The 26,947-nt window shown below is 71.1% G+C and carries 21 protein-coding genes; 9 read left to right on the top strand and 12 right to left on the bottom strand.

All coding sequences use genetic code 11. The features are described 5' to 3' along the window. Positions 1 to 33: 33 nt before the first annotated feature. Positions 34 to 2,826 carry a PQQ-dependent sugar dehydrogenase gene (locus tag NYZ98_RS35690; protein WP_262848684.1) on the top strand — a complete coding sequence of 931 codons (2,793 nt, stop codon included), beginning with the start codon at positions 34 to 36 and terminating at the stop codon, positions 2,824 to 2,826. A 78-nt stretch (positions 2,827 to 2,904) separates the two neighbouring features. Further along, complete coding sequence (locus NYZ98_RS35685; protein WP_262848682.1) at positions 2,905 to 5,010, top strand: ThuA domain-containing protein; 2,106 nt, start codon at positions 2,905 to 2,907, stop codon at positions 5,008 to 5,010. A gap of 113 nt (positions 5,011 to 5,123) precedes the next feature. On the opposite strand, the gene NYZ98_RS35680 is transcribed toward NYZ98_RS35685, so the two are convergent. Then, positions 5,124 to 6,116, bottom strand: a complete 993-nt coding sequence (locus NYZ98_RS35680; protein ID WP_262848680.1) for an aldo/keto reductase — start codon at positions 6,114 to 6,116, stop codon at positions 5,124 to 5,126. Between the two features lie 321 nt (positions 6,117 to 6,437). Next, positions 6,438 to 7,712 (bottom strand): M14 family metallopeptidase, encoded by a 1,275-nt coding sequence (locus tag NYZ98_RS35675; RefSeq protein ID WP_262848678.1) that lies wholly within the window; start codon positions 7,710 to 7,712, stop codon positions 6,438 to 6,440. A gap of 241 nt (positions 7,713 to 7,953) precedes the next feature. Between NYZ98_RS35675 and mihF the strand changes: the two genes are divergently transcribed. Together mihF and NYZ98_RS35665 are read left to right on the top strand one after the other, a co-directional pair. Next, a complete protein-coding gene (gene mihF, locus NYZ98_RS35670) occupies positions 7,954 to 8,262 on the top strand; it encodes an integration host factor, actinobacterial type (protein ID WP_262848676.1) in 309 nt (102 codons plus the stop codon). A 146-nt stretch (positions 8,263 to 8,408) separates the two neighbouring features. Beyond that, positions 8,409 to 8,720, top strand: a complete 312-nt coding sequence (locus NYZ98_RS35665; protein WP_262848674.1) for a hypothetical protein — start codon at positions 8,409 to 8,411, stop codon at positions 8,718 to 8,720. Between the two features lie 85 nt (positions 8,721 to 8,805). On the opposite strand, the gene NYZ98_RS35660 is transcribed toward NYZ98_RS35665, so the two are convergent. The 3 genes from NYZ98_RS35660 to NYZ98_RS35650 all read right to left on the bottom strand — a co-directional run bounded on the left by NYZ98_RS35660 (position 8,806) and on the right by NYZ98_RS35650 (position 12,468). Next, complete coding sequence (locus tag NYZ98_RS35660) at positions 8,806 to 9,633, bottom strand: hypothetical protein (protein WP_262848672.1); 828 nt, start codon at positions 9,631 to 9,633, stop codon at positions 8,806 to 8,808. 162 nt (positions 9,634 to 9,795) lie between these two features. Continuing rightward, positions 9,796 to 10,551, bottom strand: a complete 756-nt coding sequence (locus tag NYZ98_RS35655) for a hypothetical protein (protein WP_262848670.1) — start codon at positions 10,549 to 10,551, stop codon at positions 9,796 to 9,798. A 75-nt stretch (positions 10,552 to 10,626) separates the two neighbouring features. After that, on the bottom strand, positions 10,627 to 12,468 hold the full coding sequence (locus NYZ98_RS35650; protein WP_262848668.1) for an AMP-dependent synthetase/ligase: 1,842 nt from the start codon (positions 12,466 to 12,468) through the stop codon (positions 10,627 to 10,629). 242 nt (positions 12,469 to 12,710) lie between these two features. Here NYZ98_RS35650 and NYZ98_RS35645 point away from each other — a divergent pair, with 242 nt between their 5' ends. Next, positions 12,711 to 14,222, top strand: coding sequence for a peptide MFS transporter (locus tag NYZ98_RS35645; RefSeq protein ID WP_262848666.1), 1,512 nt, complete (start codon positions 12,711 to 12,713; stop codon positions 14,220 to 14,222). A 3-nt stretch (positions 14,223 to 14,225) separates the two neighbouring features. On the opposite strand, the gene yczR is transcribed toward NYZ98_RS35645, so the two are convergent. Further along, positions 14,226 to 15,671 carry a MocR-like transcription factor YczR gene (yczR, locus tag NYZ98_RS35640; RefSeq protein ID WP_262848664.1) on the bottom strand — a complete coding sequence of 482 codons (1,446 nt, stop codon included), beginning with the start codon at positions 15,669 to 15,671 and terminating at the stop codon, positions 14,226 to 14,228. Between the two features lie 63 nt (positions 15,672 to 15,734). On the opposite strand from yczR, the gene yczE reads away from it, so the two are divergent. Next, complete coding sequence (gene yczE, locus NYZ98_RS35635; protein ID WP_262848662.1) at positions 15,735 to 16,340, top strand: membrane protein YczE; 606 nt, start codon at positions 15,735 to 15,737, stop codon at positions 16,338 to 16,340. An 85-nt stretch (positions 16,341 to 16,425) separates the two neighbouring features. Then, positions 16,426 to 18,231, top strand: coding sequence for a glycoside hydrolase family 15 protein (locus NYZ98_RS35630; protein WP_262848660.1), 1,806 nt, complete (start codon positions 16,426 to 16,428; stop codon positions 18,229 to 18,231). 51 nt (positions 18,232 to 18,282) lie between these two features. Here NYZ98_RS35630 and NYZ98_RS35625 read toward each other — a convergent pair whose 3' ends face one another. Both NYZ98_RS35625 and NYZ98_RS35620 read right to left on the bottom strand, forming a co-directional pair. Beyond that, on the bottom strand, positions 18,283 to 19,185 hold the full coding sequence (locus NYZ98_RS35625) for a hypothetical protein (protein ID WP_262848658.1): 903 nt from the start codon (positions 19,183 to 19,185) through the stop codon (positions 18,283 to 18,285). A 38-nt stretch (positions 19,186 to 19,223) separates the two neighbouring features. Beyond that, positions 19,224 to 20,150, bottom strand: a complete 927-nt coding sequence (locus tag NYZ98_RS35620) for a S66 peptidase family protein (RefSeq protein WP_262848656.1) — start codon at positions 20,148 to 20,150, stop codon at positions 19,224 to 19,226. A gap of 173 nt (positions 20,151 to 20,323) precedes the next feature. Here NYZ98_RS35620 and NYZ98_RS35615 point away from each other — a divergent pair, with 173 nt between their 5' ends. Further along, entirely contained in the window at positions 20,324 to 21,208 is an 885-nt protein-coding gene (locus NYZ98_RS35615) for a sulfotransferase family protein (protein ID WP_262848654.1), read from the top strand. A 90-nt stretch (positions 21,209 to 21,298) separates the two neighbouring features. Here NYZ98_RS35615 and NYZ98_RS35610 read toward each other — a convergent pair whose 3' ends face one another. The 4 genes from NYZ98_RS35610 to NYZ98_RS35595 all read right to left on the bottom strand — a co-directional run bounded on the left by NYZ98_RS35610 (position 21,299) and on the right by NYZ98_RS35595 (position 26,279). Continuing rightward, complete coding sequence (locus NYZ98_RS35610) at positions 21,299 to 23,173, bottom strand: ABC transporter ATP-binding protein (protein WP_262848652.1); 1,875 nt, start codon at positions 23,171 to 23,173, stop codon at positions 21,299 to 21,301. 125 nt (positions 23,174 to 23,298) lie between these two features. Next, positions 23,299 to 24,207: an enoyl-CoA hydratase/isomerase family protein gene (locus tag NYZ98_RS35605; protein ID WP_262848650.1), complete on the bottom strand. Its 909-nt coding sequence runs from the start codon at positions 24,205 to 24,207 to the stop codon at positions 23,299 to 23,301. A 143-nt stretch (positions 24,208 to 24,350) separates the two neighbouring features. After that, a complete protein-coding gene (locus tag NYZ98_RS35600; RefSeq protein WP_093173121.1) occupies positions 24,351 to 24,566 on the bottom strand; it encodes a helix-turn-helix domain-containing protein in 216 nt (71 codons plus the stop codon). A 114-nt stretch (positions 24,567 to 24,680) separates the two neighbouring features. Then, entirely contained in the window at positions 24,681 to 26,279 is a 1,599-nt protein-coding gene (locus tag NYZ98_RS35595) for an ABC-F family ATP-binding cassette domain-containing protein (RefSeq protein WP_262848643.1), read from the bottom strand. A gap of 243 nt (positions 26,280 to 26,522) precedes the next feature. Between NYZ98_RS35595 and NYZ98_RS35590 the strand changes: the two genes are divergently transcribed. Then, positions 26,523 to 26,947: ArsR/SmtB family transcription factor (locus NYZ98_RS35590; RefSeq protein ID WP_262848641.1), on the top strand; the 425-nt coding region annotated here is incomplete at its 3' end.

Below are 26,947 nucleotides of genomic sequence, written 5' to 3'. Positions count from 1 at the left end.
CACGTGCACGACAGAAGCAGACGAACACTCAGGGTGGCACTGTCCGCCCTCCTGGCGACCGGCGGGACGGCGTTCGTCCTCGCCGCCGGCGCCCCGGCCGCGAACGCCGTCGTCGTGAACCCGGCCGACTACCAGCAGGTGACCCTGGCCAAGGGCGTCGAGGAGGCCGGCGAGCCGATGTCGCTCGCCGTGCTGCCGGACCGCTCTGTCGTCCACACCGCGCGCGACGGCACGCTCCGGCGCACCGACGCGGCGGGCACCACCGCCGTGGTCGGCAAGCTGGCGGTGTACAACCACGACGAGGAGGGGCTGCAGGGCGTCGGCGTGGACCCCGCCTTCGCCACCAACCGGCGCATCTACCTGTACTACGCGCCCCCGCTGACCACCCCGGCCGGCGACGCCCCCGCCACCGGTTCCGACTGGTCGGCGTGGCAGGGCGTCAACCGGCTGTCCCGCTTCACCCTCACCGCGGACTGGAAGATCCAGTCGGGCAGCGAGGTGAAGATCCTGGACGTGGCGGCCGACCGGGGCATCTGCTGCCACGTCGGCGGCGACATCGACTTCGACGCGGCCGGCAACCTGTACCTGAGCACGGGTGACGACTCCAACCCGTTCGACTCCGACGGGTACGACCCGATCGACGAGCGCGCCAACCGCAACCCCGCCTACGACGCGCAGCGCACCTCGGCCAACACCAACGACCTGCGCGGCAAGGTGCTGCGCGTCAAGGTGAACGACAACGGGACCTACTCGATCCCCTCGGGGAACATGTTCGCGCCCGGCACGGCGGCCACCCGGCCCGAGATCTACGCGATGGGCTTCCGCAACCCGTTCAGGTTGAGCGTGGACAAGGCCACCGGCGTCGTCTACCTCGGCGACTACGGCCCTGACGCGGGCGCCGCCAGCGCCACCCGGGGCCCGGGCGGCCAGGTGGAGTTCAACCGGATCACCGGTCCGGGCTTCTACGGCTGGCCGTACTGCACCGGTGACAACACCACCGCCGAGACCTACAACGAGTACGACTTCGCCACCGGTACCTCCGGGGCCAAGTACAACTGCGCGGCGGGGCCGGCGAACAACTCGTTCCGCAACACCGGCAGGCCCACGCTGCCGGCGCCGAAGGCGGCCTGGATCAAGTACGGCGGCGACTCCGGTTCACCGCCGGAGTTCGGCGGCGGCTCCGAGTCGCCCATGGGCGGGCCGGTCTACCACTACGACGCCGCGCTGAACTCCCCCGTGAAGTTCCCCCAGGCGCTGGACGGGGTGTTCTTCGCCGGCGAGTTCGGCAGGGGATGGATCAAGACGGTCGAGGTCGGGTCGAACGGGTCGCGCGGCGCGATCGGCGCGTTCCCGTTCAGCGGCAAGCAGGTCATGGACATGGCGTTCGGCCCCGACGGCGCGCTGTACGTCCTGGACTACGGCACCGGCTACTTCGGCGGCGACGCCAACTCGGCCCTGTACCGCATCGAGTACATCGCCGGCGGCAACCGGGCGCCGACCGCGAAGGCCGCGGCCGACCGCACCTCGGGCCAGCCGCCGCTGACGGTGAACTTCTCCTCGGCCGGCTCCTCCGACCCCGAGGGCGGCCCGCTGACCTACGCGTGGGCCTTCGGCGACGGCGGCACCTCGACCGCGGCCAACCCCTCGCACGCCTACACGACCGCCGGCTCCCGCACCGCCACGCTGACGGTCACCGACAACCAGGGCGCGACCGGCACGGCGAGCGTGATCGTGACGGTGGGCAACACCGCGCCGTCCGTCACGTTCACCTCGCCGAAGAACGGCCAGCTGTTCACCTTCGGCGACACGGTCTCGTACGCGGTGACGGTCACCGACCCCGAGGACGGTGCCGTCGACTGCTCGAAGGTCACGGTGACGTACCTGCTGGGCCATGACCAGCACGCCCACGCGATGACCTCCAAGACCGGCTGCTCGGGCACGATCACGACGCAGGTCGACGGCGAGCACTCCACCGACGCCAACACCTTCGGCGTCCTGGCCGCCGACTACACCGACGCGGGCGGCCTGAAGGGGACGGCGCAGGCGACCCTGCAGCCGCGCCACCGCCAGGCCGAGCACTACGGTTCCTCCTCCGGGGTGGACCAGATCACCCACGCGGGCGCCGAGGGCGGCAAGACCGTCGGCAACATCGAGAACGGTGACTGGATCGCGTTCCAGCCCTACCTGCTGGAAGGCGCCACCTCCCTCACCGCGCGGGTCTCGTCCGCGGGCGTGGGCGGCACGCTGGAGGTGCGGGCCGGGTCCGCCACGGGCACCCTGCTCGGCTCGGTGGCGGTGCCGGTGACGGGCGGCTGGGAGACGTTCCAGAACGTCACCGCGAACCTGTCGAACGGTCCGGCCGCCACCACGACGCTGTACCTGGTGTTCAAGGGCGGTGCCGGGGCGCTGTACGACCTCGACGCCTTCACCCTGGCCGCCGCGGCGTCGCGCACCGGTCCGGTGAAGGGGCTGGCGGGCAAGTGCCTGGACGTCGCGGGCGCCGCCACCACCGACGGCACCCAGGTCCAGCTGTACGGCTGCAACGGCACCGCCGCCCAGACCTGGACCGTCACCGGCCAAGTGCTCAAGGCCCTCGGCAAATGCCTGGACGTCGCCGGAGGCGCCACCGCCAACGGCACCAAGGTCCAGATCTGGACCTGCAACGGCTCCGCCGCCCAGAACTGGGCCGCCCAAAGCGACGGCACCCTGCGCAACCCCCAGTCCGCCAGATGCCTGGACGTGACCGGAGCGAGCACCGCCGACGCCACCCCGATCGCCATCCGGGACTGCGGCACCGGCGCCGGCCAGAAGTGGACCCTGCCCTGACCCCGGTGTCTCCGGTGCGCGGCCCCCGCGCACCGGAGACCCTCTGGCGTCCATCACCACCCAAGGAGGGAACGCAAGGTGCGAAACCTACTGCGCCGGGGACTGACCCTGGCCGCGGCGGCCCTGGCGATGATCGCAGGAGCCGGAACCGGAGCCGGTCAGGCCACGGCGGCCGACACCGCCTACAAGGTGCTCGTGTTCTCCAAGACGGCGGCGTTCCGGCACGACTCGATACCGGCGGGGATCCAGGCCATCCGTGACCTGGGCGCGTCCGCCAACTTCACCGTCGACGCGACCGAGGACGGCAACGCGTTCACCACCGCCAACCTCGGCCAGTACGCGGCGGTGGTCTTCCTCAGCACCACCGGCGACGTGCTCAACGCCGCGCAGCAGACCGCGTTCGAGTCCTACGTCGCCTCGGGCAAGGGCTTCGTCGGCGTCCACGCGGCGGCCGACACCGAGTACGACTGGCCGTTCTACGGCCAGCTCGTCGGAGCGTGGTTCTCCTCGCATCCGGCGATCCAGCCGGCCACCGTCAAGGTGGAGGACCGGGCGCACGCCGGGACCGCGCACCTCGGCCAGAGCCTGACGCGCACCGACGAGTGGTACAACTACCGGACCAACCCGCGCACCACCGCGCACGTGCTCGCCACCCTCGACGAGTCGTCGTACTCCGGCGGCACGATGAGCGGCGACCACCCCACCACCTGGTGCAAGGCCTACGGCGGCGGGCGGTCGTTCTACACCGGCGGCGGCCACACCATCGAGTCGTACGCGGAGAGCGGCTTCCGCGCGCAGCTCCTCGGCGGCATCCGGTACGCGGCGGGCAAGACCAGGGCCGACTGCCGGCCGGAGACCGGGTACACCAACCTGTACGACGGTTCGACGACCGGCTGGTCGCACGCGGGCCCGGGCGGGTTCGCCTCCGCGGACGCCACCCTGACCTCCTCCGGCGGCCTCGGCATGCTGTGGTACTCGGCCAAGGAGTTCCGCTCCTACTCGCTGAAGCTGGACTGGAAGCTGGCCGGCGACGACAACTCGGGGGTGTTCATCGGGTTCCCCGCGAGCGACGACCCCTGGTCGGCGGTCGACAACGGCTACGAGATCCAGATCGACGCCACCGACACCCCCGACCACACCACCGGGTCGGTGTACGGGTTCAAGTCGGCCGACCTGGCCGCCCGTGACGCGGCGCTGAACCCGCCCGGGGAGTGGAACACCTACGAGCTGCTGGTCGAGGGGGAGCGCGTCCAGATCCTGCTCAACGGGGTGAAGATCAACGACTTCACCAACACCGTGCCGGCGCGCAGCCTCCAGCAGGGGTACATCGGCATCCAGAACCACGGCGACGGCGACGACGCCGCGTTCCGGCACATCCGGATCAAGGAGCTCGGCGCGACGGGTGACCGGACCGTCGAGGCGGAGTCGTACACCACGGCCAGTGGCGCCTCGCCGTTCGACAAGCCCGGCGCGCACGGCGGCAGGACGCTCGGGTTCATCGACCCGGGTGACTGGTCGTCGTACGCGGGCACCGACCTGACCGGGGTGACCGCGCTCAGGGCGCGGGTCGTCTCCGGCGGGGCCGGCGGCGCGATCCAGGTCAGGACGGGCTCGGCCACCGGCACGGTGCTCGGGACGGTGAACGTGCCGAACACCGGGAGCTGGGAGACCTACGCCGACGTGCAGGGCTCCCTGACGGGCGTCCCCACGGGCGCCCAGACGCTGTTCCTGACCTACACCGGCACCGGGACCGGCCTGTTCGACCTGGACGACTTCACCCTGGTGAAGGGCACCCCGCCGGCGTCGCGCACCGGTCCGGTGAAGGGGCTGGCGGGCAAGTGCCTGGACGTCGCGGGCGCCGCCACCACCGACGGCACCCAGGTCCAGCTCTACGGCTGCAACGGCACCGGCGCCCAGACCTGGACCGTCACCGGCCAGGTGCTCAAAGCCCTAGGCAAATGCCTGGACGTCGCCGGAGGCGCCACCGCCAACGGCACCAAGGTCCAGATCTGGACGTGTAACGGCTCCGCCGCCCAGAACTGGGCCGCGCAAAGCGACGGCACCCTGCGCAACCCCCAGTCCGGCAGATGCCTGGACGTGACCGGAGCAAGCACCGCCGACGCCACCCCGGTCGCCATCCGGGACTGCGGCACCGGCGCCGGCCAGAAGTGGACCCTGCCCTAGGCGGGAGGCGGCCCGGCGGCGGGCGTGGTGCCCCCCGCCGGGCCGTGTGCCCGCGCGTCCCCGGTGCGGAACCCCGCGCCGGGGACGCGGCGGGCGGTGTCGGTGGACGGCCGTCAGCGGTGGACGGCCTCCATGTGGCCGGGCGGGTAGCGGTCGCCGTGGGCGACGCCTGGCGGTGCCACGGCGTCGATGGCGGCCAGGTCGCCGGGGGTGAGGGTGATCTCGGCGGCGGCCGCGTTGGCCTCCAGGTAGGAGCGGCGCTTGGTGCCCGGGATGACCACGATGTCCTCACCTCTGGCGAGGACCCAGGCCAGCGCGAGCTGCGAGGACGTCACGCCCTTGGCGTCGGCCAGCACGCGGATGCGGTCGACCACGGCGAGATTGCGTGCGAAGTTCTCCTCCTGGAAACGCGGGTGGGTGGTGCGCCGCCGGTCCTCCTCCGACAGGTCGCCGGCGCTGCGGATGGTGCCGGTGAGAAAACCCCGGCCGAGCGGGCTGTAGGCGACGAAGCCGATGCCGAGTTCGCGGGTGGTGGCCAGGACGTCGTTCCCCTCGACGTCCCGGGTGAACAAGGAGTACTCGGTCTGCAGGGCCGTCAGGGGATGGACGGCGTGCGCGCGGCGGATGCTCTCGGGGGCCGCCTCCGAGATGCCGACATAGCGGATCTTGCCTTCGGCGACCAGGTCGGCGAGCGCGCCGAAGGTCTCCTCCACGGGGACTTCGGTGTCCACGCGGTGCTGGTAGTACAGGTCGACGTGCTCGACGCCGAGACGCTTGAGCGAGCCGTCGAGCGCCTCGCGAAGGTAGTCGGGGCGGCCGTTGACCCGGCCGGTGAGGCGTCCGTTCTCCACCTCGTTGCCGAACTTGGTGGCCAGCACGACCTCGTCGCGCCGGCCGGAGATCGCGCGTCCGACCAGTTCCTCGTTGGTCCAGGGGCCGTACATGTCGGAGGTGTCGAGGAAGGTGATCCCGAGGTCGAGCGCGCGGTGGACGGTGGCGATCGCCTCCGTCTCGTCCGCGGGACCGTAGGCCGAGCTCATGCCCATGCAGCCGAGTCCTTCGGTGGAGACCTGAAGTCCCTGGCCGCCCAGCCTGCGCTGTCGCATTGCTGAACTCCCTATGTAGATATGTCGACGGTCGTTGCCGTGCGGCGGGTGACGACCGCTTGGTCCGTCTTGATCACGATCTTCGCGTCTCACCCGCCTTCGCGCCATCACCGCTGCGCCCGCCCGCCCAAACGACCGCCAAAGGGCCCGCCAAATGGGACCCGCCGGCGAGGCGCGCGCGGGAGGATCGCCCTGCCGGGACGCGCGGAAGGGAGGTACGGCCGCCGCCTGTGCCAAGGCGGCGGCCGTACCCTGTGTGGACGCCGGTGGTCGGACGCGCGCCGCGGGGGCTCGCGGACCTGTCTGATGCTCAAGTGCCCGCTAGCAGTACTGCGCGGCCTTTCCGATGATGCGATAGACGCAGTCGGAGTACTCCAGGAAGCGAAGGACCGCCTCCTTGTTGCGCGTGGTCTGGGTCACGATCTGCTCGTCGGGCGGGTAGAAGCCCGGTGACCCGTTCCTCGGGTACATCTCGAAGGTGTAGCTGAAGATCTTGTAGGTGGCCCACATCCAGTCGTCGATGGAACCGTCGGTGATGTACAGGTCGCTGGCCTGCTGGGCGGTGTAGCTGTTGGTGCCCGCCATGTTCCGGCCCAGCGCGGCGAAGGCGTCGTGGTCGTCCTGGGTGAGGCCGGTCGCGATGTCGTCGTAGGTGTAGCCGTAGGGCCACAGGATCAGCTCGCCGTAGGTGTGGAAGTCGATGTTGGACTTGATCTGCTGCCTGCCGCCGACGACCCTGCCGCGCACGAAGTCGGCGACCGCCCGCACCTCGGGCGCGGACTCGGCGGACGCGCCTCGGTAGGTCTCACTGGACCTGGTGCCCGAGGAGCCGCCGCAGCAGCCCCAGCGGTAGGCCCAGTTGCGGTTGAGGTCGGTGCCCACGGCGGTGGACCCGGAGTTGGGCTGCCGGTTCTTGCGCCAGGAGCGGTAGGAGCCGGTGGCGATGTCGTACTCGCCGCCGTCGGGGTTGAGGTCCGGCATGATCCAGATCTCCCGCGAGTTCACCAGGGCGGCGATCCTGCTGTCGGAGGCGTAGCCGGTGGTGAGCAGGTTGAGCAGGTAGATCGCCATCTCGACGGTCAGGTGCTCGCGGGCGTGCTGGTGGGCGGTGAACAGCACCTCGGGCTCGTTCTCGTCGGTCGCGACGTTGTCGCTGATCTTGACGGCGATGAGGTCGCGCCCGCCGTAGGAGGTGCCGTAGCTGTACTTCCTGGCGATGGACGGGTAGGTGGCGGCCACCTGGTTCACCAGCGTGGTCAGCTCCGCGTAGTTGTGGTACGCGGAGTCGGCCGAGGGGAAGTCCTGCGGCCGGGGCAGTGTCGGGGACAGCGGGCGGGGGATGCGCGTGACCGTGTAGCCGAGCCGTTTGATCTCGGCGACCTCGGCGTCGGAGGCCGTCACCACCACCGACGCGGCGGCCACCTCGTCGATCGCGGCGCCGGTGGCCGCGACGGCGGTCCGCTGCTGCGCGGTGGCCGGGCCTTCGACGCGGTACTGGTTGTTCGGGGGCGGCTCCGCCGAGGCACCGACCCCGGGGATCCCGCTCGCGCACAGCAGCGCGAGGATCGCGAACACGACGAGCAGACGAGCTCTCACCTGTTCCTCCCTCGGGCGCGCGCTCGTGGAATGTCGCGCGCCTCCCCTGAGAGTCAGGTCCATGGTCCGAACTTAGAAGGCCCAAATTTCCTGACTTGTACGACACGCGACTTCTGGGCGTAGATCGGGCACTGAAGGGATAAGGATGATTAATGTCCGTACTGGGGGTAACTCACTTGCCGACCGCATCCGGCGGCCGGAACCACTCCCCCGCGACATCGACCTCCCAAGGAGAACCCCCATGGCCCTCCCCGTACTCACCGCCGAGCAGCGCCAGGCGGCACTGGTCAAGGCCACCGAGGCCCGCCAGGCGCGCGCCGCCCTCCTCGCCCGGCTGAAGACCGGAGAGCTCACGCTGGCCGAGCTGCTGAAGCGTGAGGACGACACCGCCAAGAAGATCAAGGTCTCGCAGGCCCTGCGCGCCCTGTCCGGCATCGGCCCGACCAAGGCCGCCGCGCTGATGGAGCGCGCGGGCGTCGACGACAAGCGGCGCATCGGCGGCCTGGGCGTGCAGCAGCGTCGCAAGCTCGTCGACGCCGTCTCCCCCTGAGGCCGCCCTCCGGGCGTCGGCACGGCGGCGGGCAGGATGGACGGGGTCGTCCCGCCGCCAGCCGATCATCGGAGGACCCGAGCCGTTTTCCCCGGGGTCGCGAACGCATAGTCTCCCAATAACGACATCGCTGCGGGAGGCGACCTTTGAGCAAGCTCACGGAAGACGAGCGCAGGGACCTGGCGGACATCCTGGCCAGCCCCGAGCTCAACGATCCCCGAGTACACGCCGACCGCGAGGTCGGCCAGCAACTGGCCGACTTCTTCCGCAAGGACATGCCCGACGTGGACGAGGTGGTCATCGGGCGGGTCTTCCTGCGCACCGCTGTGACCATGACCCAGCTGGGCGACGCGGGAATGCCGCTGGAGCAGATCGCGAACATCTTCACGCTGAGCGCCCTCGACCTGACGGCCCTGGAACTCGCGCGCGAGACGGGCCCGACCACCCCGGAAGACTAGGCCCGCGGGCCCCTGGAACGGCGGAACGCCTGGCCCCCGGGAGGTCCCCGGGGGCCAGGCGCTCAGGTTCGGTCACGCCAAGGACTTAGCGGACAACCTTCACATAGTCGGTTGCCGACGACCCTGACAGGCCGCGCGAGCCCTCGAAGACGACCTTCCAGGTGCCGGACCAGTACGCCGGGATCTTCGTGTAGAAGCTCCCGTCCGGGTTGGTCTCGATGGAGTCGACGTACTGCCACTTGCCGCCGTGGGCCGGGTGGAAGTACACCTTCAGCTTCTGCCAGCCGAGGTTGTGCCAGCTGTGCCAGCGGGAGTCGTCATGGCACCGGCTGCCGCCCACCACGTAGGCGTCGCCGTTCCACCACCAGTCGCCGTAGCAGCGCGCCACGTCAAGGTCGCCTCGGAGCGTGAGCTTGTGGTTCTTCTTGACGGGCTCAGGGCCGGCGTCGAAGGCGAGCCGCGTCGCGCGCGGGCCGCGGTGACGGTCCTGAACGACCTTCACGAAGAAGGAGGACTTGGCCTTGACGACCGTGCCGTCCTCACCGGTGGCCTCGACGAAGACGAGCCACTTCCCGGCCGGATCGTGCCGGTCGAGAACGATCGTCTTGTCCCAGGTCTTGTACTCGTCGCCGCTGGACGACTTCGCGGCTCCCGGGCAGGGGTTGCAGTCGGGCTGCCCACCCTGTCCGGTCGGCTCGAAGTCGAACTTCACGTCCTTGGCGTTGACGGTACCGACCGTGGCCGTGACCGCGACGTGATCGCCTCCGCGGATGACCACGGAGTTCGGGGTCACCTTCACGGACTCGATGCTGACCGCGGTACCCGGCGCCGTATCGGCCAGCGCCGGCGCCGCCATGGAGAGCGCCGAAGCGCCCATGGCGGCCGCTACCAGGGCGGTAGCGATGCGTTTCATCATGCGGACTTCCTCTCCCCGTAGAGAAAGGCATCCCAGGTTGAGGGTGTGCCTACGTCGTAGACGCTTTGATGGCCGCAAAAGTTGCCAGCAAACACCCAGAAAATAATTACAAATTGGACACTTCGCCCGGCACTTCGCCGGGATTTATATCCATTTGTCCTAGTTTCTAGTTATATGTCGAGCTGAGGTGGATACGTCGGCGTAATGGCGGGTGCCGGGATAGACGACGCGCCATGTGCCGCGCGCCCGCCTCACCCGCCGGGCGAAGTCGCCGTCCCCATTGGTCCTGGTCGTGGCCACCTTCTTCCACCGCCCTTTGGCGTGCTTTCTGAACTGCAAGGTGACGCGTTGCCGGGGGAACGTCCAATAGTCGAACCTGCCGGTCGGGTCCACCCGCATGAGCGTCCCGGTCACCCGCACGGCGTGGGCGCGCCGTTTCGCGCGGGTCACCCGGACCCGGCTGAACGTGGTCGCCTTCCTGAACAGGAACGTGGCGGTCGCCGTCGCGCGGGCGCCCCGGGCGTTCCTGGCGGTCGCGACGGCCCGCCACCGGCCCGCCGGGTACCACCGGGTGAGTCCCACGGGAGGGTTGAACCGCCAGATCTCCCAGTCCGGCCCGGATCCGCCCGCCGCGCCGCCGGGCGCGCGCATGCGGCGGCGCCCGCCGGGCTCCACCCGCAGCGTGACGCCCCGGGGGCCCGACGCCCCCCGGGCGACCACCTCGACCACCAGCCGTACCGCGCCCTTGGGCCCGGCCACCGGGGCCCCGGGCCTGACCTTCACCGACCGGATCGCGGGCCGGTCCGGTACCGGACCGGACTCCGCGTACCCGGCGGCGGACCAGGGCGACGGCGCCAGGACCGCGAACGCGGCCAGCACCGCCGCCGACGACGCGAGCGAACCTCTGATGGTCATGGCCTGGAGGCTAGGCACCCAGGGGTAAACGACCCGGGGCCGACACGCTCCGGCCCCGGCAAAGCACCGCGCGGATCAGCCCTGGTACATCTCGTCGATCTCCCCGGCGTACCTGGCGTGGATGACGCGCCGCTTGAGCTTGAGGCTCGGGGTGAGCTCCGCGCTCTCGGCGGTCCACTCGACCGGGAGCAGCCGCCACTTCTTGACCTGCTGCACGCGGGCGAGCTTCTCGTTGGCGGCGGCCACGGCCGCCTCGATCTCCTTGACCACGTCAGGGTGGCCGGTCAGGTCGGCCAGGGAGGTGAAGTCGATGCCCCGGCCGAGCGCCCACACCGGCGCCACCTCGCCGTCGAGGGTGAGGATCGCCACGATGTAGGGCCGGCGGTCGCCGTAGACGAGCGCCTGGCCGATGAGGGGGTGCTCCTTGAGGAAGTTCTCGGTGTTGGCGGGTGAGATGTTCTCTCCCCCGGCGGTGATGATGAGCTCCTTCTTGCGGTCGACGATGCGAACGAAGCCGTCCTCGTCCAGGGAGCCGACGTCGCCGGTGTGCAGCCAGCCGTCCTCGTCGAGGAGCTCGGCGGTGGCCTCGGGACGGTTCAGGTAGCCGGAGGTGTTCGCCGGGCTGCGCGTGATGATCTCGCCGTCGTCGGCGATGCGCACCTCGACGCCCGGGCCCGGGCGGCCGACCGTGCCGAGCTTGTACACCTCGGTGCTGTTGGCGGTGAACGCCCCGCTCGTCTCGGTCATCCCGTACACGTCCAGCACCTTCAGCCCGAACCCGGCGAAGAAGCGCTGCACCTCGATGGGCATCGGCGCGGCGGCGGTGGCCAGCCAGCGCGCGTTCTCCAGGCCGATCAGCGACCGGATGACCGACAGCAGGGCGGCGTCGGCGCGCTCGTAGGCGGCGACGACCTCGGGGGAGGGCTCCTGCCCGTACTGCGAGCCCTCGACGTAGGCGAGCCCGGCGGCCATGCAGGCGCGGACGTTCTCCTGCTGCTCCTCCGGCTGGGTGCTGAGCAGGGCCTGCAGGCGGGCCATCATCTTCTCGTACACCCTCGGCACGCCGAAGAACAGCATCGGCTTGACCTGGCCGAGCACGGTGCCGAGCTGGGCGAGGTCGGTGCAGAAGTGGATGTGGGAGACCTTGAACACCGGCAGGTACATGCTCAGCACGCGCTCGGCGACGTGGGCGTAGGTGAGGTAGGAGATCTGCGCGCCGTGCGTCGGGACGTCGGTCATGCGGTCGGTGGCGACGACCTCGAAGAAGATGTTGGTGTGGGTCAGCGGCACGCCCTTGGGGTTGCCGGTGGTCCCGGAGGTGTACAGCACCGTCAGCACGTCGTCGGCGTCGACGGCGGCGGCGCGCGCCTCCACGGCGGCGGGGTCGGCGGCCAGCGCGCTCTCGCCGAGGGCCAGGAAGTCGTCCCAGCTCATGAACAGGTCGTCGTCGGGCGCGTCGGAGAGCAGGATCACCTTGCGCAGGTCGGGCAGCTCGCCGAGGATCGGCTCCCAGCGCGCGAGGTCGGCGGCGCTCCCGAGCACCACGACGCGGGCTTTGACGTCCTTGGCGACGAAGGCGACCTGGTCGGGGGCGAAGGTGGCGTACACCGAGCACGCCACGCCGCCGGCGTGGACGGCGCCGAGGTCGGCGAGCACGTGCTCGCTGCGGTTGACCATCATCAGGGCGACGGCCTCGCCCGGCTCCAGGCCGAGGGCCGCGTACCCGGCGGCGATGGCGAGCACCCGCCGGCGGGCCTCGCCGTAGGTGATGGTGGTCCAGCCGTCCTCGTCGGGGTCGGAGTAGGCGGGTGAGTCGGGGAAGCGCTCCGCCGTGAGCTTGAGCTGTCCGCAGATGGTCTGACCGGCGATCTCCCGCTCGATCTCGGACCGTTCGGCGAGGACCCGGGGGTCGGCCATATCACGCCTCCAGAAAGTGACCACTTGCACGAGTGGGCATGCATCGCACCACAGGCGGATCACCGGAGACAACCCCTCAGAAGTGAGAACACCGGCCGCGCTTGCCCCGGGGAGGCGGTGGGCATGCAACCAACCACGGAACGTGATCGTTCCGGCACGGATCCGGTACGGGGGCACGGTTTCCCCGTGGACGGGACACGCATCGGGGCGGGACGGGCATCGGGGAACGGGGGCGCACCGGCATGGCCGGACGGGTCGGCTCGCGCGTGGGGGACGGGACGGTCTTCGGGCACCCGCGCGGCATCGTCACGCTCTTCCTCACCGAGATGTGGGAGCGGTTCAGCTTCTACGGGCTGCGCGCCATCCTGTTCTTCTTCCTCGCCGCCACCGCCGCGGGCGGCGGGATCGGGCTGCCCAAGCCGACCGCCACCGCCGTCGTCGGCGTCTACGGGGCGCTGGTCTACCTGCTGGCGCTGCCGGGCGGCTGGGTCGCCGACCGGCTGCTCGGGGCGCGCAGGGCCGTGCTGGCCGGCGGCTCGGTCATCATGCTCGGCCACATCTGCATGGCCGTCCCGCTCAGGGGCGCCGGGCTGATCTGGCTCGGGCTCGCCCTGATCGTGGCCGGGACCGGGCTGCTGAAGCCGAACATCTCCACGATGGTCGGCCAGTTGTACCCCGAGGGCGAGAACGCCCGGCGCGACGCGGGGTTCTCCATCTTCTACCTGGGCATCAACCTCGGCGCCTTCGCCGCCCCCTACGTGGTCAGCAACCTCGCCAAGGACGGCCGCTGGCACCTCGGCTTCGGCGCCGCCGCGGTCGGCATGGCGATCGGCCTGACCCAGTACGTCCTCGGCGGGCGTCACCTGCGAGGCGTCGGGGAGATCCCCGGGCACCGGCTCACCTCCGAGGAGCGGCGGCACTTCGGGCGGGTCGTGCTGGCCGGCCTCGGTGTCGCGGTGGCGGCGATCGCGGTGTGGGCGGTCACCGGCACGCTGAACATCGACCGCTTCACCGTCGCGCTGACCGTGCTGACGATCCTGGTCCCGGTCGGCTACTTCGCCTACATCCTGCTCGGCAGCCACAACCTGACCCCCGAGGAACGGTCGCGGATGAAGGCCTACATCTGGCTGTTCGCCGCCGCAGCGATCTTCTGGATGATCTACGACCTGGCGCCGACCGTGCTGAACGACTTCGCGGCGGAGCGGACCGACCTGCGCGTCTTCGGGCATCCGATCACCGCCGCCACCACGCAGTCGTTCAACCCGCTGCTCATCATGATCTTCGTACCGGTCTTCGCCATGCTGTGGGTCAGGCTCGGCGCCCGGGTCGGCGCGGCCCAGAAGTTCGCCTTCGGCCTGTTCATGATCGGCGTGAGCTTCGTGGTCATGGCGCTCGCGGCCCAGATGGCCGAGACGCACCGGATCTCGGTGTGGTGGCTGTTCCTGGTCTACCTGGTCCAGGTGTTCGGCGAGCTGTCGCTGAGCCCGGTCGGCCTGTCGGTCACCGTCGAGCTGGCGCCGCGCGCGTTCAGGAGCCAGATGCTCGGCGTGTGGTACCTGTCGTTCGCGGTCGGCGACGCGGTCGGCGGGCAGACCGCGCGGCTGCTGAGGTACATGTCGCAGCCCGCGTACTTCCTCACCCTGGCCGTCATCGCCGTGGCCGCGTCCGCCGTCCTGCTCGCGTTCGCCCACCGGCTGCGCGTGCTGATGGGCGAGGAGCGCCCGCCCCCGCGCGCGGGGCGGGGCCGGGAGTGAGGTTCACAGCGTCGGGGTGACCGGTGCCCGGGCGCGCGGCGCGCGCGGGCCGAGGGAGGAGCCCATGGCCCGCACCGCGGCCAGTCGGCGGGCCGCTTCGGCCAGCGGGCGCGGCGGCATGCTGAACGGCAGGCGGAGGTAGCGCTCCAGGGTGCCGTCCACGCCGAACCACGGCCCCGGCGCGAGCCGCACGCCGTGCGCCGCCGCGGCGTCGGCGAGCGGCGTGGCGACCGGGGAGTCCAGCCGCACCCACAGCGAGCCGCCGCCGGGCGGCACGGTGAACCGCCACTCGGGCAGCTCCGCGCGGAGCACCTCCACCAGCGCGGACCTGGACGCCCCGAGGGTGCGGCGCCGCTCGGCCCTGGTCTCCTCGATGCGCCCGAACAGGTGGGCCACCACGAGCTGTTCGAACAGCGGCGCGGCGATGTCGACGGAGGCGCGCAGCGCGGCCAGCCGGGTGACCAGCGCCGCCGTGCCGCGGACCCAGCCGATGCGCAGGCCGCCCCACCACAGCTTGGAGGCCGACCCGATGCTGATGACCCGGGCGTCGGTGTCGAAGGCCGCGAGCGGGAGGGTGGCCGGCACCTCGTCGATGGCCAGCTCGGCCCAGCTCTCGTCGGCCACCAGGGTCGTGCAGTGGCGCCGCGCGGCGCAGGCCAGCTCCGCCCGGCCGGCGTCGGTCATGAGGTGGCCGGTCGGGTTCTGGAAGTCGGGGATGACGTAGGCGAGCCTGGCGGCCGACTGGCGCATGGCGGAGGTCATCAGGTCCAGGTGCCAGCCGTCGTCCTGGATGCCCACCGGCACGAGGCGGGCGCCGCGCAGGCGGGCGGCGTCCAGGGCGTGCGGGTAGGTCGGCGACTCCACCACCACCGGGTCGCCCTGGCCCGCCAGCAGCGTCATCACCAGGTGGATGGCGTGCTGCGCGCCCTGGGTGACCAGGATCTGCTCCGGCCGGGTGGCCAGGCCGCGCGCGCCGTAGCGTGCGGCGATGGCCTCGCGCAGGGACGGCAGGCCCACCGGGTCGTACCCCGGGCCGAGCGTGTAGCGCGGGTAGGCCTCGGTCGCGGCGGCGATCGCGTCCGGCAGCAGCCCGGTCGCGGCCGGGGCCGAGCAGTGCAGCGGGAACAGGCCGTCGTCGTCGGGGGCGAGCCACGGGTTCTCGGCGCCGACCGCCCCGGGCTCGGGCAGGGCCGTCCAGCTTCCCGCGCCCTGGCGGCTGTCGAGGTAGCCCTGCTCGCGCAGCCGGTCGTAGGCGGTGGTGACGGTGGTGCGGCTGACGCCGAGCGCCTCGGCGAGGTGGCGTTCGGCGGGCATCCGCACCCGTGTGGGCAACCGCCCGTCCAGGATCAGCGTGCGCACCGTGCCCGCCAGCGCCCGGTAGTAGGGGCGGGCGTCCCTCGGGATGTCGACGAGCCGGGCGAGCTGTGGCCCGCTGAGATAGCGCTCCATAAAGCCACTTTCTCCGATTGGCCCTTTAGTCGCAAGCCAATGCGGCCGACCATTGAAACCACTATGAGCGAACTCTCCCTCCCCCACGTCGCGTCCTTCCCCAACCGCCTGCTCCGCCTGTACGCCGGGCTGGCGTTGTACGGCGCCGGCATCGGGCTGCAGATCGAGTCCCGGCTCGGCAACGACCCCTGGGACGTCTTCCACCAGGGCCTGGCGGTCCGCACCGGGTGGTCGATCGGCACCTGGATCATCCTGGTCGGCGCCATCGTGATGGTCTTCTGGATCCCGCTGCGGCAGCGGCCCGGCATCGGGACGATCAGCAACATCGTGTTCCTCGGGCTGTTCGCCGACCTGACGATCTGGCTGGCGCCCACCCCGGAGAACCTGGTGGCGCGCTGGGTCTACCTGCTGGCCGCCGTGGTGTTCGTCGCCGCCGCGACCGGGCTGTACATCGGCGCCGGCATGGGCCCCGGGCCCCGGGACGGGCTGATGACCGGCCTGCACCGGCTCGGGTTGTCGATCCGCGTGGCCCGCACCCTGATCGAGCTGACCGTGCTCGCCACCGGCTGGCTGCTCGGCGGCACCGTCGGCGTCGGCACCGTCGTGTTCGCGCTCGCGATCGGGCCGCTCACCCAGTACTTCATGCCGCTGATGCGCCCCCGCGGCTGAGACCCCGCGCCCGCGGGCGGCGTCCCTCCAGGTGGCCGGACCGTAGTGTTCATCCGGGTGGCCGAACCGTACTAGCGTGACCGGCATGCGGATCGAGGACTACGCCATCATCGGCGACATGCAATCGGCGGCCCTCGTCGGGCGCGACGGTTCGATCGACTGGCTCTGCCTGCCCCGTTTCGACTCTCCCTCCTGCTTCGGCGCCCTGCTCGGGGGGGAGCGCAACGGCCACTGGTGGATCGGCCCGGCGGGCCCGGACCGCCGGCTCAGCACCCGGCGCCGCTACCGGGAGAACACCCTGGTCCTGGAGACCGAGTGGGACACCGAGGACGGCACGGTGCGGGTCACCGACTTCATGCCGCCCCGGCACGCCAACCCCGACCTGGTCCGCGTCGTCGAGTGCCTCGCCGGCAGCGTCGACATGGCCACGCAGATCCGCATCCGCTTCGACTACGGCCGCATCGTCCCGTGGGTCCGCCGCAACGACGGGTTGCTGCAGGCCATCGGCGGGCCCGACTCGGTCTGGCTGCACTCCCCCGTGCCGTTGCAGGGCGGCGACTACGCCCACCGCGCGTCGTTCCGCATGTCGGCGGGCGACCGGCTGTCCTTCGTGTTCACCTGGCACCCCTCCCACTCCCCCAAGCCCGAGCAGATCGACCCGATCAAGGAGCTCGAGGAGACCGACGCCATGTGGCGCGAGTGGGTCGGCCAGTGCAAGCCCCAGGCCGCCGAGCAGTGGCGCGAGGCGGTCATCCGCTCGCTGGTCACCCTCAAGGCGCTGACCTACGCCCCCACCGGCGGCATCGTGGCCGCCGCCACCACCTCGGTGCCCGAGGACCTCGGCGGCGGCCGCAACTGGGACTACCGCTACTGCTGGCTGCGCGACGCCACGATGACGCTCGACGCGCTCATCGGCGCCGGGTACGTCGAGGAGGCGCGCGACTGGCGCGAGTGGCTGCTGCGCGCGATCGCCGGCCGCCCGCAGGACCTGCAGATCATGTACGGGGTGGCGGGCGAGCGCCGCCTGCCAGAGATGGAGCTCCCGTGGCTGGACGGCTACGAGGACTCCCGCCCGGTGCGCATCGGCAACGCCGCCGTCGACCAGCTCCAGCTCGACGTCTACGGCGAGGTGATGAACTGCCTCTACCTGTCGCGGGTCTCTGGCCTGACGGCCACGTCGCGCACGTGGGCGATCCAGCGCTCGCTGATGGACTTCCTGGAGTCCCACTGGGACGAGCCCGACGAGGGGCTGTGGGAGGTGCGGGGGCCGCGCCGGCACTTCGTGCACTCCAAGGTGATGGCCTGGGTCGCCGTCGACCGGTCGATCCGCCAGATCGAGCGGTTCGGGCAGACCGGGCCGATCGAGCGCTGGCGGGTGCTGCGCGACCGCATCCACGCCGAGGTGATGCAGAAGGGCTTCGACCCGGCCCGCAACACCTTCACCCAGTCCTACGGCTCACGCGAGCTGGACGCGGCGCTGCTGCTGATCCCGCAGACGGGGTTCCTGCCCGCCGAGGACCCGCGCGTGGTCGGCACCATCGACGCCGTCGAGCGCGAGCTGATGTCCGACGACTTCGTGCTGCGCTACCCGATCGCCCAGCAGAACTCCGTCGACGGCCTGGCCGGCGGCGAGGGGGCGTTCCTGGCGTGCAGCTTCTGGCTGGCCGAGGCCCGGGCCATGATCGGCAGGCGGGACGAGGCGGTGGAGCTGTTCGAGAAGCTGCTGTCCCTGCGCAACGACGTCGGCCTGCTGTCGGAGGAGTACGACCCGCGCTACGGCCGCCTGGTGGGTAACTTCCCGCAGGCCTTCAGCCACGTGCCCCTGATCCACACCGCCCACACCCTGTCGCGCGACACGTGCAAGCCCCGCTACTCCGAGATGCTCGACTAGCCGCCCGCGGGCCGGCCCTGTCCCCGGAGACTGGGCCGGTCTCCCCGGTGGTCAGCGGTCCTGGGCGAGGTCGGCGAGCAGGCGGGCGAACTCGGGGGGCGGGGCGACGACCAGGCGGCGCTGGCCGTTCTGCATGACCAGGTCGGCCTGGATGCGGGTCAGCCGGCCGTGGTTCCACCAGTAGACGTGCGGGCTGAGGCCGTCCTCGCGCGAGCGGTACTCCCGGCGGGCGAACAGCCACAACCGCTCGATGGCCCGCATCACCGACAGGCCGTCGATGGGGTGGACGACCATCTCGCCTGGATGCGGCAGGGCCACCATCAGCCCGTCGGGGGAGACCAGCAGGTACTCCTCGATGCGGCGCAGGTGGACCGCGGCGCTGACCGTCGTCCCCGACATGACCCAGGCGGGGATCCCGTCGAGGTCGGCGCGCTCGGCCGACAGCCGCTCGTCGGCCAGCACGTTCTCCGCGGCCAGGTCCAGGGCCTGGGCCGGCGGGATGGGCCAGCAGAAGGCCTCCTCGGGCCGTACGGGGCGGCCGGAGACGGTGAGGATCTCGATCAGGTCGGAGCCGACGTGCCTGCCGATCAGCCGGGAGGCGTCCTCGACGGTGTCGGCCAGGACGAGCCGGGTGCGTAGCAGCGGGCGGATCTGGGTGAGGTCGCAGACGTCGGGCAGGTCGCCGGCGCGGGCCAGGGCACGGGACAGGTGGCCCGACACCAGGACCGGCCAGTCCTCGCGGGACCGGCGCCCGGCCTCACGGCGCAGGCCGGTGAGCCGCACGGTGACGCTCCTCGGCCCCGTCAGCGTGACCGAGGACCCGTCGGCGTCGAAGGCGCAGGAGTACCCGAGGGTGTCGGCGACCAGCGCGACCAGGGAGTCCAGGTCGACGTCCTCGATCGGGCGGCGCGGTGCGCCCGCCCGCCGATCTCGGTACCGCCTGAACCAGCCCACGCAGGCTCCCAACTACGGCCGTCTACCCCCGACCAGCGTTACAGTGCCGTAGCAGGATCGCGGAACAGGCAAGTCAAAGAGCACGATTCGGTATCAATGACCGCATCGGCTCCCATCCATGCCGTGAACTGTGGTGATCCATGCCCGATCGGCAGCCCGGCGATCATCGGCACGCCGAGCGGGGCCAGCCGCTCGATCAGCACCCCCATCGGCTCCCCGCAGTCCACCCACGAGCCGAGGACGATGCCGATGGCGCCGTTCAGGCAGCCGGCCTGGAGCAACTGGGTGATCATGCGGTCGACGCGGTACGGCTCCTCGCCGACGTCCTCCAGCAGCACGATGTGCCCCTGGGCGCGCATGGCGTGCGGGGTGCCGCACAGGGACGCGAGCAGCGTCAGGTTGCCGCCGGTGAGCGGGCCCTCGGCGTGGCCGGGCACGATCACCTGGTCACCGGCCACCGGCGTGGGCGTCTCCATCTCGAACAGCGACGTGCACAGGTGTTCCAGCGAGTCGCGCTCGGGCCCGCCGGCGGCGCCCAGGGTGCTGCACGCGGGCATCGGCCCGAAGCAGCTCGCCACGCCCAGCCGCACGGCGAAGGCCCGGTGCAGGGCGGTGATGTCGCTCGACCCGAGCAGGATCTTGGGACGGGCGGCCTCCATGGCGGCCCAGTCGAGCAGGTCGAGCAGGCGGGTGGCGCCGTAGCCGCCCCTGGCGCAGATCACCGCGCGCACGTCCGGGTCGCACCACGCGTCCTGCAGGTCCGCCGCCCGGCCGGCGTCCGATCCGGCGAGGTAGCCTCGGCGGTTGAGCACCCTCGGCATGACGACCACGTCCAGGCCGATCTCGGTGAGGATCTGGCGGCCGCCCGCGAGCAGGACCGGGTCGACGGGGCCGGAGGGCGCGACGACGGCGACCCGGTCGCCGGAGCGGAGCCGGGCCGGGATCCAGAGCCGGTGGCTGGTCATCGAGACGCTCCGTGGACGTCGGTCTGTCCCGGTTCACCGATGACAGAAATGCCTAAAACGGCGGAAATGCCCGCCACAGTGAGTAGTCTTACCCAGGTGAGGCCATGTGCCACCGATGGGCGGGGCGTGGCCGGTTCGTTCACCTCGCAAAGGGTGTCAGACTGTCCTCACTTATGCGACCCCCGACCCACATTCTCGTGGTCAACGGCATCAAGGTCCGTAGGCCGGTGTTCGTGCTCGGCGCCCCGCACTCCGGCGCGGACCTGCTCGCGCGCGCCCTGAAACGCTCCCCCGGCTTCCACGTGACCATGGGCAGGGCGGCGGTCGCGCACGTCGTCTACGCGTTCGCGCGGCGGCCGTCGATCATGCGCAGGACAGGCGGCGGCGCCGTCCGGGTGCTGCGCGACGCGCTCGCCGAGGCCTGGCAGATCGTCCCCGGCGCCTGCGCCGAATGCCCGGCGTCCTGCCGCGAGGCCGGCGCGGTCACCGGCCCGGGCCCGTGCGTCTCGCCCGGCACCATCGTCCGGTTCGGCGACGCCAACCCCGACCTGCTGTACAGCGCCCCGGTGCTGCTCCAGGCCTTCCCCGACGCCCGGTTCGTCCAGCTCATCCGGGACGCCAGGGACGTCACCGCCGACATGCTCGCCGACCGGGCCTCCATGCGCTGGTTCCGGCCGAGCATGCTCAGCGACGAGACCGAGTTCCCGAACCCGTTCCTCGGCGTCAACGCCAGCGAGCACCGCGAGAAGTGGTCGGCGATGGAGCTCGCGGGCAAGTGCGCGCTGCGCTGGCGCAGCGCCGTCCGCCTGAGCGCCGCGCTGCGCCAGGAGGTCCCGCGCGACCAGCTCCTGACGGTCCGCTACGAGGACATGGCCGGCTCTCCTGGCGAGACCATCGCGGCGATCTCCGGCTTCCTGGAGACCCGGGTCTCCAAGGTGGCCCTGTACGGGGCGGCGGCGCCCAAGGTCGGCTCCTGGCGCGCCCGCCTTCGGCCGGACGACGCCTCGCTGGTGGAGAAGGTGGCCAAGGAGGAGATGGCCCGGCTCGGCTACCTCTGACCCCGGCCCCGTACCCCGGGTCGGCTCCATCGGACCCCGCCGCGGGGGCGGGTCCCGCGCTCCGGCTCGTCGGACCGGCGCCCGGCGTGGTCAGCTCTGGTGTTCGAACTGGGTGCGGTACAGCTCGGCGTAGGCGCCGTTGGCCTCCAGCAGCTCGTCGTGGCGGCCGCGCTCCACCACCCGGCCGTCCTGGACGACCAGGATCGTGTCGGCCTCGCGGATCGTCGAGAGGCGGTGGGCGATCACCAGCGAGGTCCGTCCCGCCAGCGCCGCCTTCAGTGCCCGCTGGACCGCGGCCTCGGACTCGGAGTCGAGGTGCGCCGTGGCCTCGTCGAGTACGACCACCCTCGGCGCCTTGAGCAGCAGCCGGGCCAGCGCCACCCGCTGCTTCTCGCCGCCCGACAGCCGGTAGCCCCGGTCGCCGACGACGGTGTCCAGGCCGTCCGGCATGGCCTCGATCAGCTCGCCGATCTGCGCGGCGCGCAGCGCCTCCCAGATCTCCTCGTCGGTCGCGCCGGGCCGGGCGTACCGCAGGTTGGCGCCGATCGTGTCGTGGAACAGGTGGGCGTCCTGCATCACGACGCCGACGGCCTCGCGCAGGGAGGACATGGTGAGGTCTCGCACGTCGGCGCCGTTGATGCGCACCGCGCCGCGGGTCACGTCGTACAGCCGGGAGACCAGCGCGGTGATGGTGGTCTTGCCCGCGCCGGAATGGCCGACGAGCGCGATCAGCTCGCCGGGCCGCGCGGTGAAGCTCACCCCCGTCAGCACCTCCTGGCTCGGCCCGGTGTCGGGCCGCGCCACCGACTCCAGGGACGCGAGCGACACCTCCTCGGCCGCCGGGTAGCGGAACCAGACGTCGTCGAACTCGATGGTGACGGGCCCGCCCGGCAGCGGCCGCGCGTCCGGGGCGTCCGCGACCATCGGCTTGAGGTCGAGCACCTCGAAGACCCGGTCGAAGCTCACCAGGGCGGTCATCACGTCCACGTGGACGTTGGACAGGCTGGTCAGCGGGCCGTAGAGCCGCATGAGCATCGCCGCGAGCGCGACCAGGGTGCCGATCGCGAACGTGCCCTCGACGACCAGCACGCCGCCCACGCCGTAGACCAGGGCGGTGGCCAGCGCCGCGACCAGGCCGAGCGCCACCCGGAACACCGTGCCGTACATGCCGACGGTGATGCCGAGGTCGCGCACCCGGCCGGCGCGCCCGCCGAAGTGGACCGCCTCGTCGTCCGGCCGCCCGTACAGCTTGGCGACCATGGCGCCCGCCACGTTGAAGCGCTCGGTCATCACCGAGCTCATCTCGGCGTCGAGCTGCATCTGCTCGCGGGTCAGCCCCGACATGCGGCGCCCGACCCACCGGGCCGGGAAGATGAAGATCGGCAGCAGGATGAGGGCGACCAGCGTGACCTGCCACGACAGGATCAGCATCGCGCCGAGCACCATCACCAGGCTCACGACGTTGGAGACCACGGCCGACAGTGTGCTGGTGATCGCGCGCTGGGCGCCGATGACGTCACCGTTCAGCCGGGACACCAGGGCGCCCGTCTGGGCGCGCATGAAGAACGCCACGGGCATGCGCTGCACGTGGTCGAAGACCTCGGTGCGCAGGTCGTAGATCAGGCCCTCGCCGATGCGCGAGGAGAACCAGCGCTGGGCGAGCCCGAGCCCGGCGTCCAGCACGGCCAGCCCGGCGATCACCAGCGCGAGCCGGACGACCACGTCGCTGCGGTGCGGCACGATGCCCTGGTCGATGATCGACTTGAGCAGCAGCGGGTTGGCGATCACGATGACCGCGTCCAGCACCACCAGCGCCAGGAAGCCGGCGATCTGCCGGCGGTACGGCCTGGCGTACCGGGCGATGCGCGGCACCGTGCCCGGCGTGAGCCGCTCCTTGGTCACCGAACTGTCCCGCCGCAGGGACCGCATCACCTGCGGCCCGTATCCCCCGCCCAACATCGCCATCGTGGTCCTTCGCCGGTCCTCTCCCCGCGTGTACCGCTACGAGGGCGTGCGCCCCCAATTGCTCCTTCGGCGAAGCACGGGAAACGGTCGCGTGATTCCCGGGTCAGCTCAGGGCGAACGATCACCTACGAGCCGGTGCCCCCGAACAACGCCCGGATGCGGACGGCCTGCTCGGCCCGCTCGGCCGCGCACTGCTCCTCCAGCGTCCGGCCCACGGCGCCGTGGAGCAGCCTCTTGGTCGCCGTCGCCGCGTCCCTGTTCGTCGACAGCAGTGCCGTCGCCAGCGTTCGCGTGGCCTCGGGCAGCTCCTCTCTCGGGACCACCTGCTCGGCCAGGCCGAGCCGCAGCGCCTCCCCGGCCTCGATGGTCCGGGCGGTCAGGCAGATCTCCACCGCTCTGGCCACCCCGACGAGGTCGACCAGCGGCTTGGTGCCCGTCAGGTCGGGGACCAGGCCGAGCGCGGGCTCCTTCATGCAGAACCTCGCGTCGTCGGCGAGGATCCGCAGGTCACAGGACAGGGCCAGTTGGAATCCGGCCCCGATCGCATGTCCTTGTACCACCGCGATCGACACGATGTCCGGGCGGCGCAACCACAGGAAGCCCTGCTGGGCCTCGGTGATCCGCTTTTCGAACGTGCCGTCGTCGAGCGCGGCCGCGGACGCGAACGAGCCCTGCCCCGGCACCCCTTCCGGAGTGAATGTTCGCAGGTCGATCCCTGCGGAGAAGGACGGCCCCTCGCCTCTGACCACGACGACGCGCACCTGCTCAGGCAGCGTTCTGCCGATCCGAGCCAGAGCCGACCAGGTGGCGAACGTCTGCGCGTTGCGCTTGTCCGGCCGGTCCAATGTGATCGTCGCGATCTCGCCGTCCACCTCGAAGCGCAGACCGATCTCCGCGAGCTCCTCGCTCGTAAGGGTTCTCTCGGTTTCGCCGCGCACCCCTCCGGGGCGCGTGAGCGCTCCTTCCGTGCCCGGCTCGACACCCTCGCCCACCGAGATCGCCGCCGCACTCCCCCCAAGCGTCGCTTCCGGCATCGCCCGCTCCGTCCGTCATGTCGCTGTCCCGTCACGCCCGAACCCGGTGAGGTTCCAGAATCAGATTCTACCGGCGCGGGCGGGACGGGTTTCGACTGAACGGGACGAGCGGCTGCGGTCGCGCGTATCCGAGGCGGCCTTTTCTAGCGCTTCGACTTGCCTCGGGTGGCTCCCCCGCGCCCCCGCAGAGTCACTCCGGACTCGCTGAGAATGCGGTGGATGAACCCGTATGACCTGCCGGTCGAAGCGGCAAGCGCGCGGATGCTCTCACCCGCGGCATAGCGCTTCTTAAGGTCGGCGGCCAGTTTTTCACGGTCGGCCCCGGTCACCCGGGTGCCCTTCTTCAGAGTCTCGGCCACGAGTACCTCCTGTAGTGCCAGACTTCCGCAGCGTTACTCACGCCATGATCAGTCATTTCAGCCGGATCGGCTACCTACTCCATGGGAAAAGATCCGTACCCGCTCAAATTAAGATCAGGCGAGTGCCACAAGATCGGAAAATTCATCGCTCCAAGCGTCTTCCACTCCGTCTGGTAGCAAGATCACCCTATCCGGTCGCAGAGCCGCTACGGCCCCCTCATCGTGTGTAACGAGGACAATTGCCCCAGAATAGGACCTCAACGCGGAAAGTACCTGATCGCGGCTGATCGGGTCGAGGTTGTTCGTCGGCTCGTCGAGCAGGAGGACGTTGGCGCTCGAAAGCACCAGTGTGGCCAGGGCCAGGCGGGTCTTCTCCCCTCCGGAGAGCACGGAGGCGGGCTTGTCGGCATCGTCTCCGGAGAACAGAAACGAGCCCAGAACTTTACGCAAACTGACGTCGGGGACGTCGGGGCCGGCCGAGCGCATGTTCTCCAGCACGCTGCGCCCGGCGTCCAGGGTCTCGTGCTCCTGGGCGTAGTAGCCGAGCTTGAGGCCGTGACCTGGGCGAACCTCGCCGGAGTCGGGCTTTTCTATCCCGCCGAGCATGCGCAGCAGCGTGGTCTTGCCCGCGCCGTTGAGGCCGAGGACCACGACGCGGCTGCCCCGGTCGACGGCGGCGTCCACGTCGGTGAACACCTCCAGCGAGCCGTAGGACTTCGACAGGGCGGTGGCGGTGAGCGGGGTGCGGCCGCAGGGCGCCGGATCGGGGAAGCGGAGCTTGGCCACCTTGTCGCTGCGCCGCTCCTCCTCGACCCCGGCCAGCAGGCGCTTCGCGCGCCGTTCCATGTCCTGGGCGGCCTTGGCCTTGGTGGCCTTGGCGCGCATGCGGTCGGCCTGCGACATCAGCTGCGAGGCCTGGCGTTCGGCGTTGGCGCGCTCCCGCTTCCTGCGCCGCTCGTCGGTCTCCCGCTGGGCCAGATACGTGGTCCAGCCGACGTTGTAGGTGTCGATGACGCAGCGGTTGGCGTCCAGGTGCAGGACCTTGTTGACCGTCGCTTCAAGAAGGCCCACATCGTGGCTAATAATGATCAAGCCGCCCTGGTGAGATCGTAAAAAATCACGAAGCCACCCGATTGAGTCTGCATCGAGGTGGTTTGTCGGCTCGTCAAGCAGGAGAGTCTCCGCTCCGCTGAACAAAATCCGGGCCAATTCCACGCGGCGGCGCTGCCCGCCGGAGAGGGTCTGGAGCGGCTGCTTGAGCACCCGGTCGGGCAGCCCGAGGCTGGAGGCGATCGAGGCGGCCTCGGCCTCGGCCGCGTACCCCCCGAGGACGTGCAGGCGGTCCTCCAGGCGGCCGTACGCGCGCACCGCGCGGTCGCGGACGCGGTCGACGTCGGAGGCCATGCCGTGCTCGGCCTGGCGCAGCTCGCTCAGCACCTCGTCCAGGCCGCGGGCCGAGAGGATGCGGTCGCTCGCGAGCACCGACAGGTCGCCGGTGCGGGGGTCCTGGGGCAGGTAGCCGACCTCACCACTGACGGTCACCGTGCCGGCGGCGGGAAGGCCCTCGCCGGCCAGGACGCGGGTGAGCGTGGTCTTGCCCGCGCCGTTGCGGCCCACGAGGCCGATGCGGTCGCCCGGGTTGACCCGGAAGGACGCCCCCTCGATGAGCAGGCGGGAACCGGCGCGCAGTTCGATGTCAGACGCAGTGATCATGGCGAGGGAACACTCCCAGAGGGGAACGAGGTCGAAGGACGTGCTGTCGGAAGAGACCGGAGTGTCGCAGGGCAGCCGTGCGGCTCGGCCCGCTTCCATGAGTGCGCCGATCAATCGGGAGTGCGCATGTTCCTAGTGTACGGGCAGGCCGTACTGAGGATTGATACTTTAGAAAGAACTAATATGATGCGGTACGGCGCCCGGCGCGGGCCTGGAGCCGGCGGCGTCTCGGAGGTTCGCGGCATGAGCGGGAAGACCGGGAAGACCGGGAGGCCCCGGCTGAGGCACGCCCGTCCCGACGCCTTCACCGCCCTCGCCGACCCGACGCGGCGGCACCTGCTGGAGCGGCTGACGGCCGGCGAACGCTCGGTGACGGAGCTCATGGCCGACCTAAAGGTCACCCAGGCGGCGGTCTCACAACACCTGAAGGTGCTGCGGGACGCCGGGCTCGTGGAGGTCCGTCCCGACGGCAGGCAACGGCTCTACCGGCTCAGACCCGAAGGACTCACGGTCCCGCGCGACTGGCTGACCGACCTGGAACACCTCAGCCACCATCACCCCACCACCCTCGCCACCGCCCCCTACGACCCATCCCCCGACCCCGACCGTCCCCGCCCGCACCCCGACGCCGAATCCGACCACCCCGGCCCGCCCCTCGACCACCCCCA

Source organism: Sphaerisporangium corydalis, assembly GCF_025506355.1.
Lineage (GTDB): Bacteria > Actinomycetota > Actinomycetes > Streptosporangiales > Streptosporangiaceae > Sphaerisporangium > Sphaerisporangium corydalis.
The sequence above is the reverse complement of the archived record's forward strand: the minus strand, read 5'-3'. Positions and strand labels throughout refer to the sequence as shown.